General features: G+C 40.2%; 10 protein-coding genes and 4 pseudogenes. 7 read left to right on the forward strand and 7 right to left on the reverse strand.

Annotated elements, in window-relative coordinates:
- Window positions 1–1,052: 1,052 nt before the first annotated feature.
- From L5B83_RS12395 to L5B83_RS02455, 7 genes and pseudogenes are all read left to right on the forward strand, one after another.
- Window positions 1,053–2,477, forward strand: a pseudogene (locus L5B83_RS12395) (ABC transporter transmembrane domain-containing protein); the annotation flags it as partial.
- A gap of 240 nt (window positions 2,478–2,717) precedes the next feature.
- Window positions 2,718–3,356, forward strand: a pseudogene (locus L5B83_RS12400) (ATP-binding cassette domain-containing protein); the annotation flags it as partial.
- A gap of 109 nt (window positions 3,357–3,465) precedes the next feature.
- On the forward strand, window positions 3,466–4,656 hold the full coding sequence (locus L5B83_RS02435; protein ID WP_265777360.1) for an HlyD family efflux transporter periplasmic adaptor subunit: 1,191 nt from the start codon (window positions 3,466–3,468) through the stop codon (window positions 4,654–4,656).
- A 179-nt stretch (window positions 4,657–4,835) separates the two neighbouring features.
- Window positions 4,836–5,488: pseudogene (locus L5B83_RS02440) on the forward strand (IS1595 family transposase).
- A gap of 227 nt (window positions 5,489–5,715) precedes the next feature.
- Window positions 5,716–6,474, forward strand: a complete 759-nt coding sequence (locus tag L5B83_RS02445) for an HNH endonuclease (RefSeq protein WP_265777453.1) — start codon at window positions 5,716–5,718, stop codon at window positions 6,472–6,474.
- 156 nt (window positions 6,475–6,630) lie between these two features.
- Window positions 6,631–7,734, forward strand: a complete 1,104-nt coding sequence (locus tag L5B83_RS02450; protein ID WP_265777454.1) for a ParA family protein — start codon at window positions 6,631–6,633, stop codon at window positions 7,732–7,734.
- Window positions 7,735–7,798: 64 nt separating this feature from the next.
- Window positions 7,799–8,730, forward strand: a pseudogene (locus L5B83_RS02455) (IS30 family transposase).
- A 27-nt stretch (window positions 8,731–8,757) separates the two neighbouring features.
- On the opposite strand, the gene gshAB reads toward L5B83_RS02455, so the two are convergent.
- The 7 genes from gshAB to L5B83_RS02490 all read right to left on the reverse strand — a co-directional run bounded on the left by gshAB (window position 8,758) and on the right by L5B83_RS02490 (window position 15,950).
- Complete coding sequence (gene gshAB, locus L5B83_RS02460; RefSeq protein WP_265777455.1) at window positions 8,758–11,034, reverse strand: bifunctional glutamate--cysteine ligase GshA/glutathione synthetase GshB; 2,277 nt, start codon at window positions 11,032–11,034, stop codon at window positions 8,758–8,760.
- A 160-nt stretch (window positions 11,035–11,194) separates the two neighbouring features.
- Complete coding sequence (fdx, locus tag L5B83_RS02465; protein ID WP_250364167.1) at window positions 11,195–11,533, reverse strand: ISC system 2Fe-2S type ferredoxin; 339 nt, start codon at window positions 11,531–11,533, stop codon at window positions 11,195–11,197.
- 4 nt (window positions 11,534–11,537) lie between these two features.
- The gene (gene hscA, locus L5B83_RS02470; RefSeq protein ID WP_265777456.1) at window positions 11,538–13,403 is read right to left on the reverse strand and encodes a Fe-S protein assembly chaperone HscA; all 1,866 of its coding nucleotides are present in this window, start codon (window positions 13,401–13,403) and stop codon (window positions 11,538–11,540) included.
- A gap of 11 nt (window positions 13,404–13,414) precedes the next feature.
- Window positions 13,415–13,933 carry a Fe-S protein assembly co-chaperone HscB gene (gene hscB, locus L5B83_RS02475; RefSeq protein WP_265777457.1) on the reverse strand — a complete coding sequence of 173 codons (519 nt, stop codon included), beginning with the start codon at window positions 13,931–13,933 and terminating at the stop codon, window positions 13,415–13,417.
- A gap of 11 nt (window positions 13,934–13,944) precedes the next feature.
- Window positions 13,945–14,268 (reverse strand): iron-sulfur cluster assembly protein IscA, encoded by a 324-nt coding sequence (iscA, locus tag L5B83_RS02480; protein WP_250350831.1) that lies wholly within the window; start codon window positions 14,266–14,268, stop codon window positions 13,945–13,947.
- Between the two features lie 62 nt (window positions 14,269–14,330).
- Window positions 14,331–14,714, reverse strand: a complete 384-nt coding sequence (gene iscU, locus L5B83_RS02485) for a Fe-S cluster assembly scaffold IscU (protein ID WP_265762228.1) — start codon at window positions 14,712–14,714, stop codon at window positions 14,331–14,333.
- Between the two features lie 21 nt (window positions 14,715–14,735).
- The gene (locus tag L5B83_RS02490; RefSeq protein WP_250350829.1) at window positions 14,736–15,950 is read right to left on the reverse strand and encodes an IscS subfamily cysteine desulfurase; all 1,215 of its coding nucleotides are present in this window, start codon (window positions 15,948–15,950) and stop codon (window positions 14,736–14,738) included.
- Between the last annotated feature and the right edge of the window lie 43 nt (window positions 15,951–15,993).

Genomic DNA, 15,993 nt, shown 5'->3' on the forward strand with positions numbered 1-15,993 from the left:
AATAAGTCGGAATATCTAAACCGCAAAAGGGAAAGAATAATTGAATATAGCAACCACTACCAAAGAAAGAAAAAACATGTAAAAGAAAAATACATAAACAAAGCACAACCTCAACTAAAAGAAAACTAGAAAATAGAGGGAAAGAAAATCAGCAAACGGAATGAAACAAATAAGTAAAAAAAGAATAGGAAACACATAAAAAGAAGAAATCAACAAATGAAAGAATAAAATATGAGCAAATAGGAAAAGAAAATGAATAAATACCCCTAGACCAAAAGAAAAACAACAAATGGAAGAATATAAAACACACAAAAAGACGAACAAAAAATGAGTAATAAGAAGCAAAAGAAATAAAAAAAACAGCCAACCCACCAAACAGGATGGAGAAATAAAAAAGGCAACCCCTTAATAACAGCAAATAAAAACCATAAAAAACCACCGCACTTATAATAAGTCGGAATACCTAAATTACAAAAAGGGAAAAATAATTGAATATAGAAACTGCTACAAAGGAAGAAAAGAAAATATGCAAGAGAAAATAAAAATAAATAAACAAAGCTCAACTAAGACAAAAATAAAAAAATAATAAATAGAAGAAAAAAATATACAAATGGACGAACAAAAAAAATTAGTAAATGAACAAAATCAATAAATGAAAAAAAAATAAAAGATAAGCAAAGAAAACGATAAAAAAACGCCACACTACCCGCCCAACAGGACAGGGAAATAAAAAAAGGCAATCCCCTTAATAACAGCAAATAAAAATTATAAAAAAACCACCGCACTTAATGCGTTGGAATACCTAAACAACAAAAAAGAAGGACTAATTACGTATGATAATTTCCACTGAACGCCTGAACACCTTAGCTGAACGTTGCTTGCTTCCCTTTGACGAAGCCCTTGCACAACAAGCTTATGCTATCGGTTTACCCCTTTCTAATGCTGATATTGACTTCGCATTAAATACGATGACATCGCCAAATCAGAAAGGGCAAGGCAACCCTGTTGCGATGTCAGTTGCCACAGCCGAACACCTCGCTGGCACAGGAAAAATGTCATCCTCTACCCCGACAACACCAAGCTCGCCAACTTCACCCACTCCGTCTTTACACCAACGTCGCGCTGCCGCATTACAAGCCTTATTGCTGGATGAACAACTTGACCTCACCCATCATCCCTTGGCTTCCGAAGAAAAAAAACAATGGGCATCACTGTCTGCCCCTTGTGTGGTGACGGTCAATGCTGAACAAGCCCTTGTGGTATTAGCGAAAAACCCAAACACCTCGCACGCTCGCCAACCTATCGCAAGGGTGAAAACCACCCGTTCGGGTAAAAAAGGCAGTGAGCAAACCCTTTTACTTTACGCCCGTCATTCAGACCCCATTGAACTCACCATCGCAGAATGGCACGCCTTGTTGCACGCGCTCACCCAAGCACCACAGAAAAAGGCTAACACTCACGCAAATGCCAATGTGAACCCTCACTTGAATACAACTGAGCAACCCCACGAGAACGTCACTGGGCAAGCAAACGCACAAGCACACGTTAGCCATAACGCGAAAGAAAACCGCCACGCCGATGACACGCGCCCCCATTACTATCAACTGCGTAAAACCCTTTCCCGTATTCAACAAGAAAATGCCGTTGAACAGGAAAATGGGCATTGGTTTTGGCGGCTCTTTCGTGCAGAAAAAGGCATCTTCTACCGTGTCCTCATTGCCTCGCTCTTTGCTAACCTCTTGTCGGCGATTTCCTCTTTCTTTTCGCTGCAAGTCTATGACCGTGTTATCCCCAATAAATCCGAAGAAACCCTCTGGGCATTGTTAATGGGGGTGTCCATTGCCTTTTTACTCGAGGGGCTGTTGCGTATTTTCCGCTCTCATTTGTTAGATTACAGCGGGAAACGCATTGATGTGCAGGCAACGGCACTGTTATTACGTCGTTTAATGGGCTTACGTTTATCTCACCAAACCCCTTCCCCTAATCGCCTTAACCAACAAATGCGGGAATTTAATTCTGTCCGTGAGTTCTTCACGGAAGCCGCTGTGGGTTCGTTTGTTGATATTCCCTTTGCGGTGATATTTTTAGCCGTTATTTACCTGCTCGGTGGACCGGTCGTGTTTGTCCCGCTCTTTGCCTTGCTGTTAATGGTGCTTCCCGCACTGCTTTATCGCAAAAAAATGTTGCGTATTGTGAAGTCTTATCTCGGCTCACACGCCGCGGCAAACCGTTTATATAATGAAGTCAGTTATCATTTAGAAACCGTGAAAAATGCCAATGCTGGACGTTTTTTTGAACAACAATGGAATGACATTAGTTATTTAGTGGCGACTGTTTCGATGCAACAACGCCACCTCGTCACGTTTCTCACCCAATGGGCGGCGTCTATCCAACAATTTGCCTATGCGATGACCATTACCGTAGCAGCCTATCAGGTCTTTGAAGGGCATTTTACGATGGGGGCAATGATTGCCTTGAGTATTTTAACCTCTCGCGCCCTTGCCCCTTTTGCCCGTTTAAGTTCGTTGTTAATCCGTTGGCAACAAATCAAATCCTCTTTGGCGGATTTAGATACCATTGCAAATGGCGAACAAGATGACCCCATTGAACAACGTAAATTACGCCACACCCAATTAAGCGGGCATATTCACTTAAAACACTTGCAATTTAGCTATGAAGCGAAAGCGCGCCCTGCCCTCAATATTCAACAACTTGTTATTCGTCCGGGTGAGAAAATTGGCATTTTAGGCCCCAATGGCTCGGGCAAATCCACCTTATTAAAACTGTTAGCCGGGCTTTATTTACCGCAACAAGGCGAACTGAAATTTGATGGCATTGATGGCAGACAGATTGCGGCAAAAGATTTACGCCGTGCCATTGCCTATAACACCCAAGAAGCCCAGCTGTTTAATGGCACACTACGTGATAATCTGACCTTTGGTGACAGACGTATCCGTGATGAACAATTACTGGCTGTCTTACAGCAGACTGGTTTAGCGGAATTAATTCAATCTCACCCTTATGGCTTGGATTTACCCATTCGTGATGGCGGTGCAGGGTTATCGGTTGGGCAAAAACACAGTGTGCAATTAGCCCGTGTCTTTTTAAGTCAAGCCAATGTGGTGCTATTAGATGAACCGACGGCAAGTTTTGACCCACAAGTGGAACAGCACGTTATCCATCATATTCAACGTTTTACTCGTGATAAAACCTTTATTGTGGTGACCCACCGCACCCCGATTTTATCTATGGTGGACAGAATTATTGTGATGGCACAAGGACAGATTATTGCTGACGGCCCACGAGATGTGATTTTACAGAAAATTGAGCAAGCACAAGCCGCACAATCCGCTTAGGCTTAGGCTTAGGCTTAGGCTTAGGCTTAGGCTTAGGCTTAGGCTTAGGCTTAGGCAAAATAGCCTAACCCAAACCAAACAACATAACACAAGAAAAGAGAACCATCTTATGCGTGATTTAACCCAAGAAATGACTCAACCAACACAGACAAAACGCTATCTGACCTTAATTAGCTTGCTGCTTACCGCCCTGCTGATTTGGTCGTATATTACCCCCTTTAGCCGTGTGGTGCGTGCCAATGGCGAACTGGTTTCCGCCGCGCGTACCCAAGTGGTCCAAAACCTTGAAGGCGGTATCATTCAAGCAATTAATGTGGAAGAAGGACAAATCGTCAAAAAAGGACAAGTTCTGCTCCATTTTGATACCACCCGTTTTCAAAGTGCGGTGGAAGAATTAGACAAAAAACTGGCCTCGCTCACCTTTAAACGTCAGCGCCTACAACAAGAGCTTAAACTGCCCCTTACCCCTGAGACGCAAATTATCCCGTTGATATTTCCAGAAAAACTGGCTCAACTCTACCCAACAATGGCGGAAGCTGAGCAGGCACTCTATCAAACTCGCTTGCAAGAGTTTATGAGTAAAGCCAAACACTTTCAGCGCTTAATTGCGCTTAAAGAACAGCAACTGAATAACATCAAGCCCTTTATTAAAAGTGGCGCAGTCTCAAAACAGGAATTACTCACCACCGAACAACAACTTGCTGCCCTTTATTCTGAACGCGATGCGTTTTTTTCGGATGTGCGTAAACGTCAATCAACCGAGCTGTCGGAGACCATCAGCGAACAATCCTTACTGGAAGAAAAACGGAAAGCCAACTTAGACCAACTGGAACGTACCACCGTCAAATCCCCCGCTGATGGCACCGTCAATCAACTGTTTTTCTCTACCGTTGGCGCGGTGGTCAGCCCCGGGCAACCCATTTTAGATATTGTTCCCAAAGACGATAGCCTTGTTGCCGAAGTGCGTGTGTTACCAAAAGACATCGGCTATGTTGTGCCCAATATGAACGCCAATTTAAAACTCACCGCTTATGATTACAGTATTTACGGCACCTTACAGGGTAAAGTAACGAAAATCGGCGCCGATACCGTCCCTGATAAACACAGACGCGATGCCCCGCCAAGTTATGTGGTCACCATCACCTTAACCCCCGAATCCCTTCAAAAATGGCAACAACGCCACTTAGACATTCGTAATGGGATGGTGGTTGATGCGGAGCTTGAAGCCAATAAAATGCGAATCATTGACTACCTCCTCCGCCCAATTCTTAAAACACGTGATGCGTTAAAGACGATTTAGAAAGGCGAGGATAACAGCACATTATGCTGATTTTTTCTTGTTACTATATTCCCTAAGAGGCCATTTTTTTAAATTATTAGAAAACCACCTCTATTTTTATAGGATTAATGAACAAGGCCGTTGCTAACCATTATTTTTTAGGGGATGTATTAGATTAGCAGTTATGTTAGTCTATAAAAATGAAGATAACTCATTGTAAACTCAAGAAATCTATACAGAAAAAACTGCTAGAATTTTTTGTGCTTGAAGTGACAGCTCGTTCAGCAGCAAATTTACTGGAAATTAACCCTAATTCAGCCGCCCTCTTTTATCGCAAAATTAGGGAGGTGATTAGCGACCATTTCGCCCAAGATGCCAATGAAATTTTTGCTAGTGAAATTGAGCTTGATGAAAGCGATTTTGGTGGAAAAAGAAAAGGAAAAAGGGGCGAGGTGCTAAGGGTAAAACAGCGGTTTTTGGTATGCTGAAACGAGAAGGAAAAGTCTATACGGTTATTGTTGACAATACTAAGACTAAGACCTTACTCCCTGTAATTAAAAGGAGAATTATGCCTGATAGCGTTGTTTATACCGATTACTATCACAGCTACGATGTGCTAGATATAAGCGAATTTAAGCATGTCAGAATTAATCATTCAACTCATTTCGCAGAAACAAAAAATCACATTAATGGGATTGAAAATTTCTGGAATCAGGCTAAACGAGTACTAAGAAAATATAACGGAATTGACAAGAAGTCTTTTCCGTTATTCTTGAAAGAATACGAATTTCGGTTTAACTTTGGGGCACCAAAAGAACAGCTAAAAACACTGCGACTTTGGTGTGGAATTTAGAGCTAATCTAATACAGCCCCTAAAAATTTGACAGAAAAGTAGCACTATATTAATAATCTACTTCTAATATTATATTGCTCGGTTGAATTTTATCTGTTTTAGTAAAGTTTCAGGCAAATAAATCAGAGAATTCAGTGTAAAATTACTTGGTACATAATACGCTAGAATACACCTAACTACTCAGATTTTAAAATCTCTAATTACTAAATTTATAAAGGAAAATATTTATGAGCCCACAATCTAGACATATACCTCCTATTGATAATAATACGCTATTTTCGAGATCTGCGGGTCGTTGTAATATTTGTAAAGAAGATGTTCCTCATATAGCTCAAAGAGCTCATATTATAGCTCATAGTACTGATGGACCTCGGGGTGATATCCAATTTATTGGAAATATTAACTCATATGATAATCTTATTTTATTATGTCCAAGTTGTCATGCTGAAGTCGATAAAAGTCCGAAGAATTATCCTGTGGATAAGTTACGTAATATCAAACTTCAACATGAGCAATATGTATCATCACAATTAGATAGTTGTTCACAAATCAGGCAAAATGACATTTGGTGCATAAAACAGTTAGTCGATCATGGCAATCTATGCCATGTATCTGAATTTATAAATTCTTTACCAACCTCTGTGGATTTGAGAGTTTTAGATTGGCTTGATGTCTTCAATGTGCTTAGTCAACGCCCCGCTATTTACCCATTTAGTGACGAGAGATTACAGTGCTATTTTAATAATTTTATACAAAAGTTCAAACAATTATGGGAATTGGTTTATGGTTGCACTTTAAATCATTCTCACTTTAGCCAAGCAGAGATGGATTTTATAATAAGAAGGCAATACCAAAATATAGAATTTCAAAGAAATGAAGAAATAGATAATGCTATAAAGTTAAGAAAACATTATTTATTAGAAGCCCATTTTGAACTTATTAATTTTTTGAGAAAAGAGTACCCTGAGGTACCTTTACAATATTAAATGTTATCAGGTATAGCTCATCTGCTGACTAATGTGAAAAAGAGAAATGTATTGGCAATAGAAGAAAAATAGTAATTGCAAGCCTATTTTATAGCACTTAATTTCTAATCTGCTATACTAGGAAGAGATTTATATATAAATTTGGAGAAAGTAAGTATGGCTAAGACAATATGCTTTTTCAACCATAAAGGTGGGGTTAGTAAAACTACGACGACATTCAATATTGGTTGGTCTTTGGCTAATAAAGGCTATAGAGTATTAATGGTTGATTTGGATTCTCAGTGTAATTTAACTGGACTGGTATTAGGTTATGACCAATGTAAAGAAGATTCAGAATTAGAAAATTTCTATAATAATCGCCATAATCTGACTATGGAAACGATAGTAGAAGCACTTATAAATGGCCAGAGTCCAGACACTTTTTTAAGTGGTTCAATTGGCAAAATAACAAAGACGTTGAATGACAAGCTTTTTTTGTTATCAGGACACTTGAATATCGCTGATCTTGATTCTCAAATTAGTGTATCGTTAAAAATAGCGGCAGGAGTACCTGTTACTAAAAACATTCCGGGTAATCTGCCTAGTCTGTTTAATAAATTAGCTGATAGAGAAAACATTGATTATATTCTTTATGATTTAAGTCCAAATGTTGGTGGATTAAATGAAGTAATACTTATGTCTAGTGATTATTTTATTGTTCCAACATCTCCTGATTTCTTTTGTTGGCAAGCTGTTGGATCGTTGACAAAGAATATTTTGAAATGGAATAAGGAATTAGACTATTTTAAGGCAAGTAATGGATTCAATGTGCCTAATTATGCGATTAAAAACTCACCTAAATTTTTAGGTACAATTCAGCAACGTTATCGTCCAAGGAATGGTAATCCAGCCAAATCATTTGAAAAATGGATTGAACGAATAAAAAACGAAGTAAATTCTCGATTTGTTCCCGCTTTAGAGCAATTAAACTGTGTTATAGATAAAGATAGAATAGAGAGTGTTTTAGAAAAATCTTTAGAGCTTGAACCCTATGACTTGGCTCATATAGCAGATTTCAATTCTCTTATCGCAATTAGTCAAGAATTAAGAATCCCTATTTTTTCTTTGACAAAAGATCAAATAAGAGCATCAGGACAATTCGGTCATGCATTAAATACTATGTATGAAAGTAAAGAAAATTTTGAATACGAATTTAATGAGTTAGCTGAACGTATAATCAACTTAACTAACTTGAATTTACAATCTAACTGCAACAAATAAAAAAGTGTTCATAAGGAAATCGAAGATAATTTGTTTGACACAACAAAATCACTGATGAGAGCTTATGAACACCTACAAACATCTTACACTTTATGAACGCGAAAAGATAATAGTTTTTCACGCATTAGGTAAAACAATAACCCAGATTGCTCAGCGATTACAGCGACATAAATCGACCATTTCACGAGAATTGAAGCGCTGTCAGGGCGAATATGCGGCATTATCGGCACAACAACACTATCAACAACAATGGGTAAAATGTAAACCCAAGCAAAAGTTAGCCGATCCGAGATTGTTTGATTTCGTTAGACGAAAGTTCTAAAGCGTGCTTTCTATTAGCTTTGTCAGTATTTACCGAGGGATTTATGCCGGTTGGTTTGATGAGAAAGGGTTATCGCACGGGACAAGAGGAGCAATTCGGAAACTCCGTCATCGTGGGAAAAGGCGGCATACCAATGACTATGTGGAAAAACGCGGAAAAATCCCTATTAGTCATCATTTAACCGAATGACCAAGCGAAGCCGAGGCGCGAAAAGCCGTTTAGGCGATTGGGAAGCGGATACGGTGTTGGGCGCAGCAGGCAAAGCCTGTTTATTGACTTTGACAGATAGAAAAAGCCATTTTTCCATCGTCAGAAAATTGCCTGCAAAGCGAGCAGAAAGCGTTGCTAAGGCAATGAGTGAAGCCTTGCACAATCAGCCTTTAGAGAGCATTACTCCAGATAGAGGGAAAGAATTTGCAAAACATCAGCAGATAACGGAAAGACTTCAGGTTGAATTTTACTTTCCATTGCCCCACCAACCTTGGCAAAGAGGAACAAATGAAAACATGAACGGTTTACTAAGGGAGTATTTTCCGAAAGGTCGAGACATTACGCCCTTTTCAGAAGCACAAATATAAACCGTGGTCGATAAATTAAATCACCGACCACGCAAATGTTTAAACTGGAAAACGCCTTATGAAGTTTATTTTGATAAAGTGTTGCAGTTAGTTTGACAATTTGCGGAAAAAAAGCACCGCACCTTAGTTTGGTAATTCTGGAAATAGCATTTTAATCACGTCCAAGGTGAGGCGACGAGATTTTCCTGAATAAGGGAAAATGTGCATCATCATCATTGGGTTAAAGTTCGCTTCGATCACGCCCCAAGATTGTAAACTTGGTTCCGCGGGTTTGTGTAGATCAGGAATGATGAGATCCACCCCACAGACTGCTGCGCCCATTGCTTTGGTTATACCAACAGCAAGTGCTTTATAGCTTGGGTGCATTTCATCGGTCATATCAATGCTATCACCGCCTGTGCTAATGTTAGAGTTGGCACGAAGTTGTACAAGACGCCCAGCCTCTGGCACACTATCTATGGTGAGACCTTGTTCTTTGAGCTGCAGTTTTTCAATATCCCCAAGCGCAATTTTTTTCAATGGCGTACGGCTACCATCACCACGCAATGGATGATCATTTTTAGCGGCAACCAATTCCGCGACGCTATGTTTGCCATCGCCCACTACATTGGCTGGAACGCGCAATAATACCGCAAGGGTTTCATCACCTAGCACGAAGAAACGGTATTCTGTGCCACTTAGATAGTCTTCCACCATCACTTCTTTATCTTCACGAAAGGCGATTTCAATGGCTTTCGCAAAATCTTCGCGGTTACTTACCCCTTGTTGGAAAATGGTAATCCCTAAGCCGTAATTCGTCGATTTTGGTTTAATCACCACTGCTCGCCCTTCAAATAAGCCGTAATTCGCGATGGCTTGTGCAGCAGAAGTAAATTCCAAACTTTGTGGCACGTTAAAACCGGCTTTATGTAGCACTTTTTTGGTTACGACTTTGTTTTCCATAATTAACGGGGAAATATAACTATCTTTTGAGGTCATATTGCCATTTTTTACATATTCAATATGATCGCCCACTTGCAAGCAAAGGAATTGATCTTGTTCGTCCAAAATTTCTGTTTTAATGCCTTTTTGAATTAAATCAAATAATAGGGCTTGGGTAGATAATTCCATATTATCAAAGGCAGTGAGTGCATAAAAACGTTCAAATGCGTTGGCTTTATATTGCTGTGCTAATTCTGCCCCTAAACGCTGATAATCTCCTGCTTTTTCAATAGCTTGAACTAAGCGTCCAGCAATGGTTAATGCGGGGTCAGCAAATTGTTGCAATTTTTGTTGTACAATTTCACTGATTTCTTGTGGCGCGTCGATGGTGTGTAACATCGCTAATAATTGGTGTAATAATTGCTCACCTTCTGCGGCATATTGTGTTGCTGAAAGTGGGTTTTCTAATGCCACTTCGGCAAGTCTTGCTTTGCCTAGTTCTACGTCATTTTGATCGGCGGTTTCATCAAGCCAAATCATTAATAAAACAAAATAATGAATAAATTTTGCATCAGAAAGTGAAAGACCATATTGCTCAAAAGGATTCAGATCAAACAATCTAAATTCTAAATATTGAATACCGTTATTAAGCAATTCGCGCGCTTTTTTTGCGCCTCGTAAACGAACATTAGAATAAAATTCCTTTTCTGCAATCAGTTTGCCTGATGTTACCCAATGTTCAAGGCTTTCAACATACTGCTCAATGCTATCAAAGGATACTTTGATTTCAGGGGCATTAACATAGCCATATTGGCTGGAACGCAGGCTACGAACATATTGCCCCGCCTTTAGTGGGTTACCTTGTTTAAAATAATTATCTTGTACGGTTGGCGTGGCTGCAAGTAAATACAGCAAGACCCATTGATAACGAAGAAAATTCTTCGCCATTTTAAGGTATAAATCATTCTGAAATTGCACCGCACTTTGATATGTTGATTGTGCGTTGAAGAGCGTTTGTACCAATTCAGGATCAAGCTGGAAGTTGTAATGAATACCACTCACCATTTGCTTATTTTTACCATAAGAGGTCACAAGATGCTCACGGTAAGCCACATCCTCCGCATTGTCTAATTGTGCAACTTTAATTTGTTCTTCATCAGGTAAGCCAGCCGGCATACTCAAAGGAAACAGATATTCGGTTTCAGGTAAAGAACGTAGCACAACTTGATGAATTGCAGAAAGCCAACGAATACTATCTTCTAATGTTTTCTGTGGAGGCGTGATAAGTTCCATTTGGCTTTCAGCAAAATCGGTTTGAATATAAGGGTGATACGATCGATTACCAAAAACCTCAGGGTGTGCAGTCGTGACGATAGAACCATCAGCGTGAACACGCTGGCTTTCTTTTTCAATCCCAAATGAGCCTTGTTGGAATAATAGCCCAAGATGGTTTTGTTTAATGGTTTGTTGGATTTTCATATGTTTCCTTCTATTCAGGTCAGGACAATGCTGACTATTATCTAAGCTAAGGGGGAAAAAGGCAAAAACTAAATCTTTATGAATTAGACGATTTTGCTATATAAAATAGTGAGGCGGAGGTAACTCCGCCTTGATAAAGTTTTGCCTGCAATAAAGCGGCTTAATGCTCTTCCCTTGCGTGATTTAAGCTATATTTTGGAATTTCCACCACAAGATCTTCATTACCAATTTGACATTGACAACTTAGACGGCTATCCACTTCTAAGCCCCAAGCCTTATCCAGCATATCATCTTCTGCTTCGGTACTTTCATTTAAACTGTCAAATCCTTCACGGATCACAACGTGGCAGGTTGTGCAAGCACAAGATTTATCGCAAGCGTGTTCAATTTCAATGCCAGCCTCTAATGCCACATCTAATAAATTATCGCCTTCGGCAGCATCCACCACCATTCCTTCTGGGCAAAGGGTTTCGTGAGGTAAAAAAATGACTTTAGCCATAATACTATTCCTTAAAATTCTCAATTTCATCAATCGAATGGCCTGATAGCGCCGTTCTAATTGATTTATCCATACGACGTGCGGCAAATTCTTGCGTTGCACGATCTAAGGCTTTAATCCCTTGCTTAATTGCAAGGCTATCTTGTTGTTGTACTAATTCTTGCAGTGAAACTAACGCATTTTTCACCGCACTTAATTCTTCATCATTAAGTAAACTTTCATCTTGCTGTAACGCGGAATGCACACTTTCGATCACGCGTGTGGCTTCCACTCGTTGCTCTGCTAATAAGCGTGCTTGGATATCTTCTTTGGCATTTTCCATTGAGGCTTTAAGCATTGCAGCAATTTCATCATCCGTTAGCCCATAAGAAGGCTTAACTTGAATAGAAGATTGCACTCCAGTGGATTTTTCCATTGCGGTTACGCTAAGCAAGCCATCAGCGTCCACTTGATAGGTTACACGAATATGTGCCGCCCCTGCTGTCATTGGTGGAATTCCCCTTAAGGTAAAGCGAGCAAGTGAGCGACAATCCGCCACCATTTCACGTTCACCTTGTACGATATGTACACTCATTGCGGTTTGCCCATCTTTAAAGGTGGTAAATTCCTGCGCTCTCGCCACAGGGATAGTGGTATTGCGCGGAATAATTTTTTCCACTAATCCCCCCATTGTTTCAATACCTAAAGATAACGGGATCACATCAAGTAATAACATTTCATTATCGGGTTTATTGCCTACCAAAATATCCGCTTGAATTGCCGCGCCAAGTGCGACAACTTTATCGGGATCGATAGCGGTTAATGGTTCACGTTGGAAAAACTCACCGACTTTTTCACGCACAAAGGGGACACGAGTTGAACCGCCTACCATAACCACTTCTCGCACTTCTTGCGGGCTAATACCAGCATCTTTTAATGCTCGGCGACACGCCATTAATGAGCGTTTTACTAAAGGTTCAATCAATTGATTAAAGGTTTCACGCTGAAGTTCACCTTGCCAATCGTAATATTCAATAGGGGCGTTATGTGCTTCAGACAGATGGGTTTTGACTTGTTTTGCTAAATGCCAAAGCTCACGCGTTTGTTGATCATTTTGTGGGGCAATTGCCGATTGTTGGACAATCCAATCTGCGATGAGATGATCGAAATCATCCCCACCTAACGCGGTATCACCGCCCGTAGCAAGCACTTCAAAGACGCCTTTAGATAAACGCAAAATAGAAATATCAAAGGTGCCTCCGCCTAAATCATAAACCGCTATCACGCCCTCTTGTTCGCTATCTAAGCCATAGGCAATCGCCGCTGCGGTAGGTTCATTGAGTAACCGTAGCACATTCAATCCCGCCAGTTTTGCCGCATCTTTTGTGCTTTGGCGTTGTGCATCATCAAAATAGGCGGGAACAGTAATTACCGCACCTTGTAACTCACCGCCTAAACGTTTTTCCGCAAGTGCGGTCAGTTTTTTCAAAATTTCGCTTGAGACTTCAATCGGGCTACGTACACCTTGTGCGGTTTCAAATAAAGGTAAGCCATTTTCGCTTTGTTGAAAACGGTAAGGCAAATTTGCATAGCGATGTTGTACATCAGCAAGAGAACGTCCGATTAAACGTTTCACCGAGATAATAGTATTTTGTGGATCAAGACTGGCTAATTCCCCGGCTTCATAGCCAACAAGCACTGCCTGATTAGCTGAAAAATTGACAATGGAAGGCGTTAAAGCACGCTCTTTTTCATCCAATAAAATCTCTGCCATTCCACTGCGTACCGTGGCGACAAGGGAATTTGTTGTACCAAGATCAATGCCTACCGCTAATTTATGTTGATGCGGTGCGCTCGTTTGTCCGGGTTCAGCAATTTGTAATAAAGCCATTGTTTCTCTCTTTAAAAATCCAGTAAGTTATCTTCAATGCGTTCCACTTCAAGCAGTAATTTTTTGATAAAGCGTAATCGATCCGTCAGCATTTGTGCGGTTGCCCAATCTTGAGTCGAAAGTGCGGTATTTAATTGGTTTAAAATTGCCTGTCGCTGTATGCTAATTTGATCTGAAAATTGCATTAGCTCATCGCTGTCTTTCTGCTGTTCAATCTCTTCAAGTTGCTCTCGCCATTGCATTTGTTGCATTAAAAATGCCATATCGTGATTGGTTTTTTCTTCCACATTTTGACAACCTAAATGCAAAGCAATAATGCTATCCGCACGGGAAATGGGATCTTTTAGAATTTGCAAGGCATCATTAATTTCCGCTGATTTTTGCATAGCTAAACGCTGTTCTTGCGTTGAACGATGTGCAAAATTATCGGGATGAAGAGATTTTTGCAATGCCAAATAACGGTTATTCAAGCGATCAAGATCAAGAGAAAATGCCACTGGCAAGTCAAATAGTGCAAAAGGATTGCTCATTGATGTTCCTATTAAACGTTAAAACTCTCACCGCAGCCACATTCATCTTTCACGTTAGGATTAGTGAATTTGAACCCTTCGTTTAAGCCTTCTTTGACAAAATCAAGTTGGGTGCCGTTGAGATAGACCAAGCTTTTGGTATCTACGATGACTTTCACACCGTGATCTTCAAACACTTGATCATCTTCATTTAAGCTATCTACAAATTCAAGCACATAAGCTAAACCTGAACAGCCTGAGGTTTTTATGCCTAAGCGTAACCCAATGCCTTTGCCACGATTAGCAAGGAAGGTTTTGACGCGATTTGCTGCACTTTCGGTTAATGTTACGCTCATAAGGTTCTCCACAAAATGATGAAAAGTGCGGTTAAATTCCACCGCACTTTTATTTGCTTAAATTATTCGCCACGTTTTGCTTTGTAATCGGCAATGGCTGCTTTAATGGCATCTTCTGCCAAAATTGAGCAATGCACTTTTACTGGGGGTAATTCTAATTCTTCTGCAATTTGGCTATTTTTGATGGCTTGTGCTTCATCAAGGGATTTGCCTTTTACCCATTCGGTAATAAGTGAGCTTGACGCAATCGCTGAACCACAGCCGTAAGTTTTGAATTTTGCATCTTCAATAATGCCTTCATCATTCACTTTAATTTGTAATTGCATTACATCGCCACAAGCAGGCGCGCCCACCATTCCGCTTCCCACGGTTGGATCTTTTTTGTCGAATGAACCTACGTTACGTGGGTTCTCATAATGATCGATAACTTTGTCGCTATATGCCATTTTTCTGTTCCTTTTGCTAAATTAATGGTGAGTCCACTCAATTGAGTTAAGATCAATGCCTTCTTTAAACATATCCCATAATGGGGATAATTCACGTAATTTTTCTACCGCACCTTTGACTAAATTAATGGTGTAGTCAATTTCTTCTTCTGTGGTATAACGTCCAACAGTAAAGCGAATTGAGCTATGTGCAAGCTCATCATTTAACCCTAACGCACGCAATACATACGACGGCTCAAGGCTTGCAGAAGTACAAGCAGATCCTGATGAAACCGCAATATCACGTAATGCCATCATTAAGCTTTCCCCTTCCACATAGTTGAAACTGATGTTGAGGTTGTTGTCTACACGGTGTTCCATTGACCCATTCACATAGGTTTCTTCAATATCTTTTAAGCCATTGTATAAACGATCACGAAGGGCTTTTAAGCGAGGCATTTCGGTTGCCATTTCTTCTTTACAGATACGATAAGCTTCGCCCATTCCTACGATTTGGTGAACAGGTAATGTGCCTGAACGCATACCACGTTCGTGGCCACCACCGTGAATAATTGCCTCTAAACGCACACGCGGTTTACGGCGTACATATAATGCCCCGATTCCTTTTGGTCCATAAAGTTTATGGCTAGACATTGAGAGTAAATCCACATTTAATTCTGCAAGGTTAATCGGTAATTTACCCACACTTTGGGTTGCGTCGGTATGGAAAATAATTTTTCTTTCACGGCAAAGATCACCAATCGCTTTAATATCTTGGATCACACCAATTTCGTTATTCACGTGCATAATTGAGACTAAAATAGTGTCATCACGCATTGCATTTTTTAATTCTTCTAAGTCAATTAAACCATCTGATTTTGGTGATAAATAAGTTACTTCAAAACCTTCACGCTCTAATTGACGGCAAGTATCCAACACCGCTTTATGCTCTGTTTTGCAGGTAATAATATGCTTGCCTTTTGTTTGATAAAAATGTGCCGCCCCTTTAATTGCAAGGTTATCGGCTTCCGTTGCGCCCGAAGTAAACACAATTTCACGGCTATCCGCGCCAATTAAATCCGCAATGTGGTTACGCGCCACATCCACAGCCTCTTCCGCTTGCCAACCAAATTTATGCGAACGGGACGCAGGGTTGCCAAATGTGCCTTCGATGGTTAAAAATTCCATCATTTTTTTTGCCACACGCTCATCCACAGGACAAGTTGCTGCATAATCCAAATAAATAGGTAATTTCATTCTACACTCCTAAAAAAATCGTTATTTTTTACCGCTCTTTTAA

Origin of the sequence: Avibacterium sp. 21-599 (genome assembly GCF_026226765.1) — a bacterium.
Taxonomy (GTDB): Bacteria; Pseudomonadota; Gammaproteobacteria; order Enterobacterales; family Pasteurellaceae; genus Avibacterium.

Coding starts and splice junctions, on each gene's coding strand:
- iscU (WP_265762228.1), bottom strand. CDS start 14,714: ATGGCATATAGCGACAAAGTTATCGATCATTATGAGAACCCACGTAAC.
- L5B83_RS02435 (WP_265777360.1), top strand. CDS start 3,466: ATGCGTGATTTAACCCAAGAAATGACTCAACCAACACAGACAAAACGC.
- hscB (WP_265777457.1), bottom strand. CDS start 13,933: ATGAGCAATCCTTTTGCACTATTTGACTTGCCAGTGGCATTTTCTCTT.
- L5B83_RS02445 (WP_265777453.1), top strand. CDS start 5,716: ATGAGCCCACAATCTAGACATATACCTCCTATTGATAATAATACGCTA.
- gshAB (WP_265777455.1), bottom strand. CDS start 11,034: ATGAAAATCCAACAAACCATTAAACAAAACCATCTTGGGCTATTATTC.
- L5B83_RS02450 (WP_265777454.1), top strand. CDS start 6,631: ATGGCTAAGACAATATGCTTTTTCAACCATAAAGGTGGGGTTAGTAAA.
- L5B83_RS02490 (WP_250350829.1), bottom strand. CDS start 15,950: ATGAAATTACCTATTTATTTGGATTATGCAGCAACTTGTCCTGTGGAT.
- iscA (WP_250350831.1), bottom strand. CDS start 14,268: ATGAGCGTAACATTAACCGAAAGTGCAGCAAATCGCGTCAAAACCTTC.
- fdx (WP_250364167.1), bottom strand. CDS start 11,533: ATGGCTAAAGTCATTTTTTTACCTCACGAAACCCTTTGCCCAGAAGGA.
- hscA (WP_265777456.1), bottom strand. CDS start 13,403: ATGGCTTTATTACAAATTGCTGAACCCGGACAAACGAGCGCACCGCAT.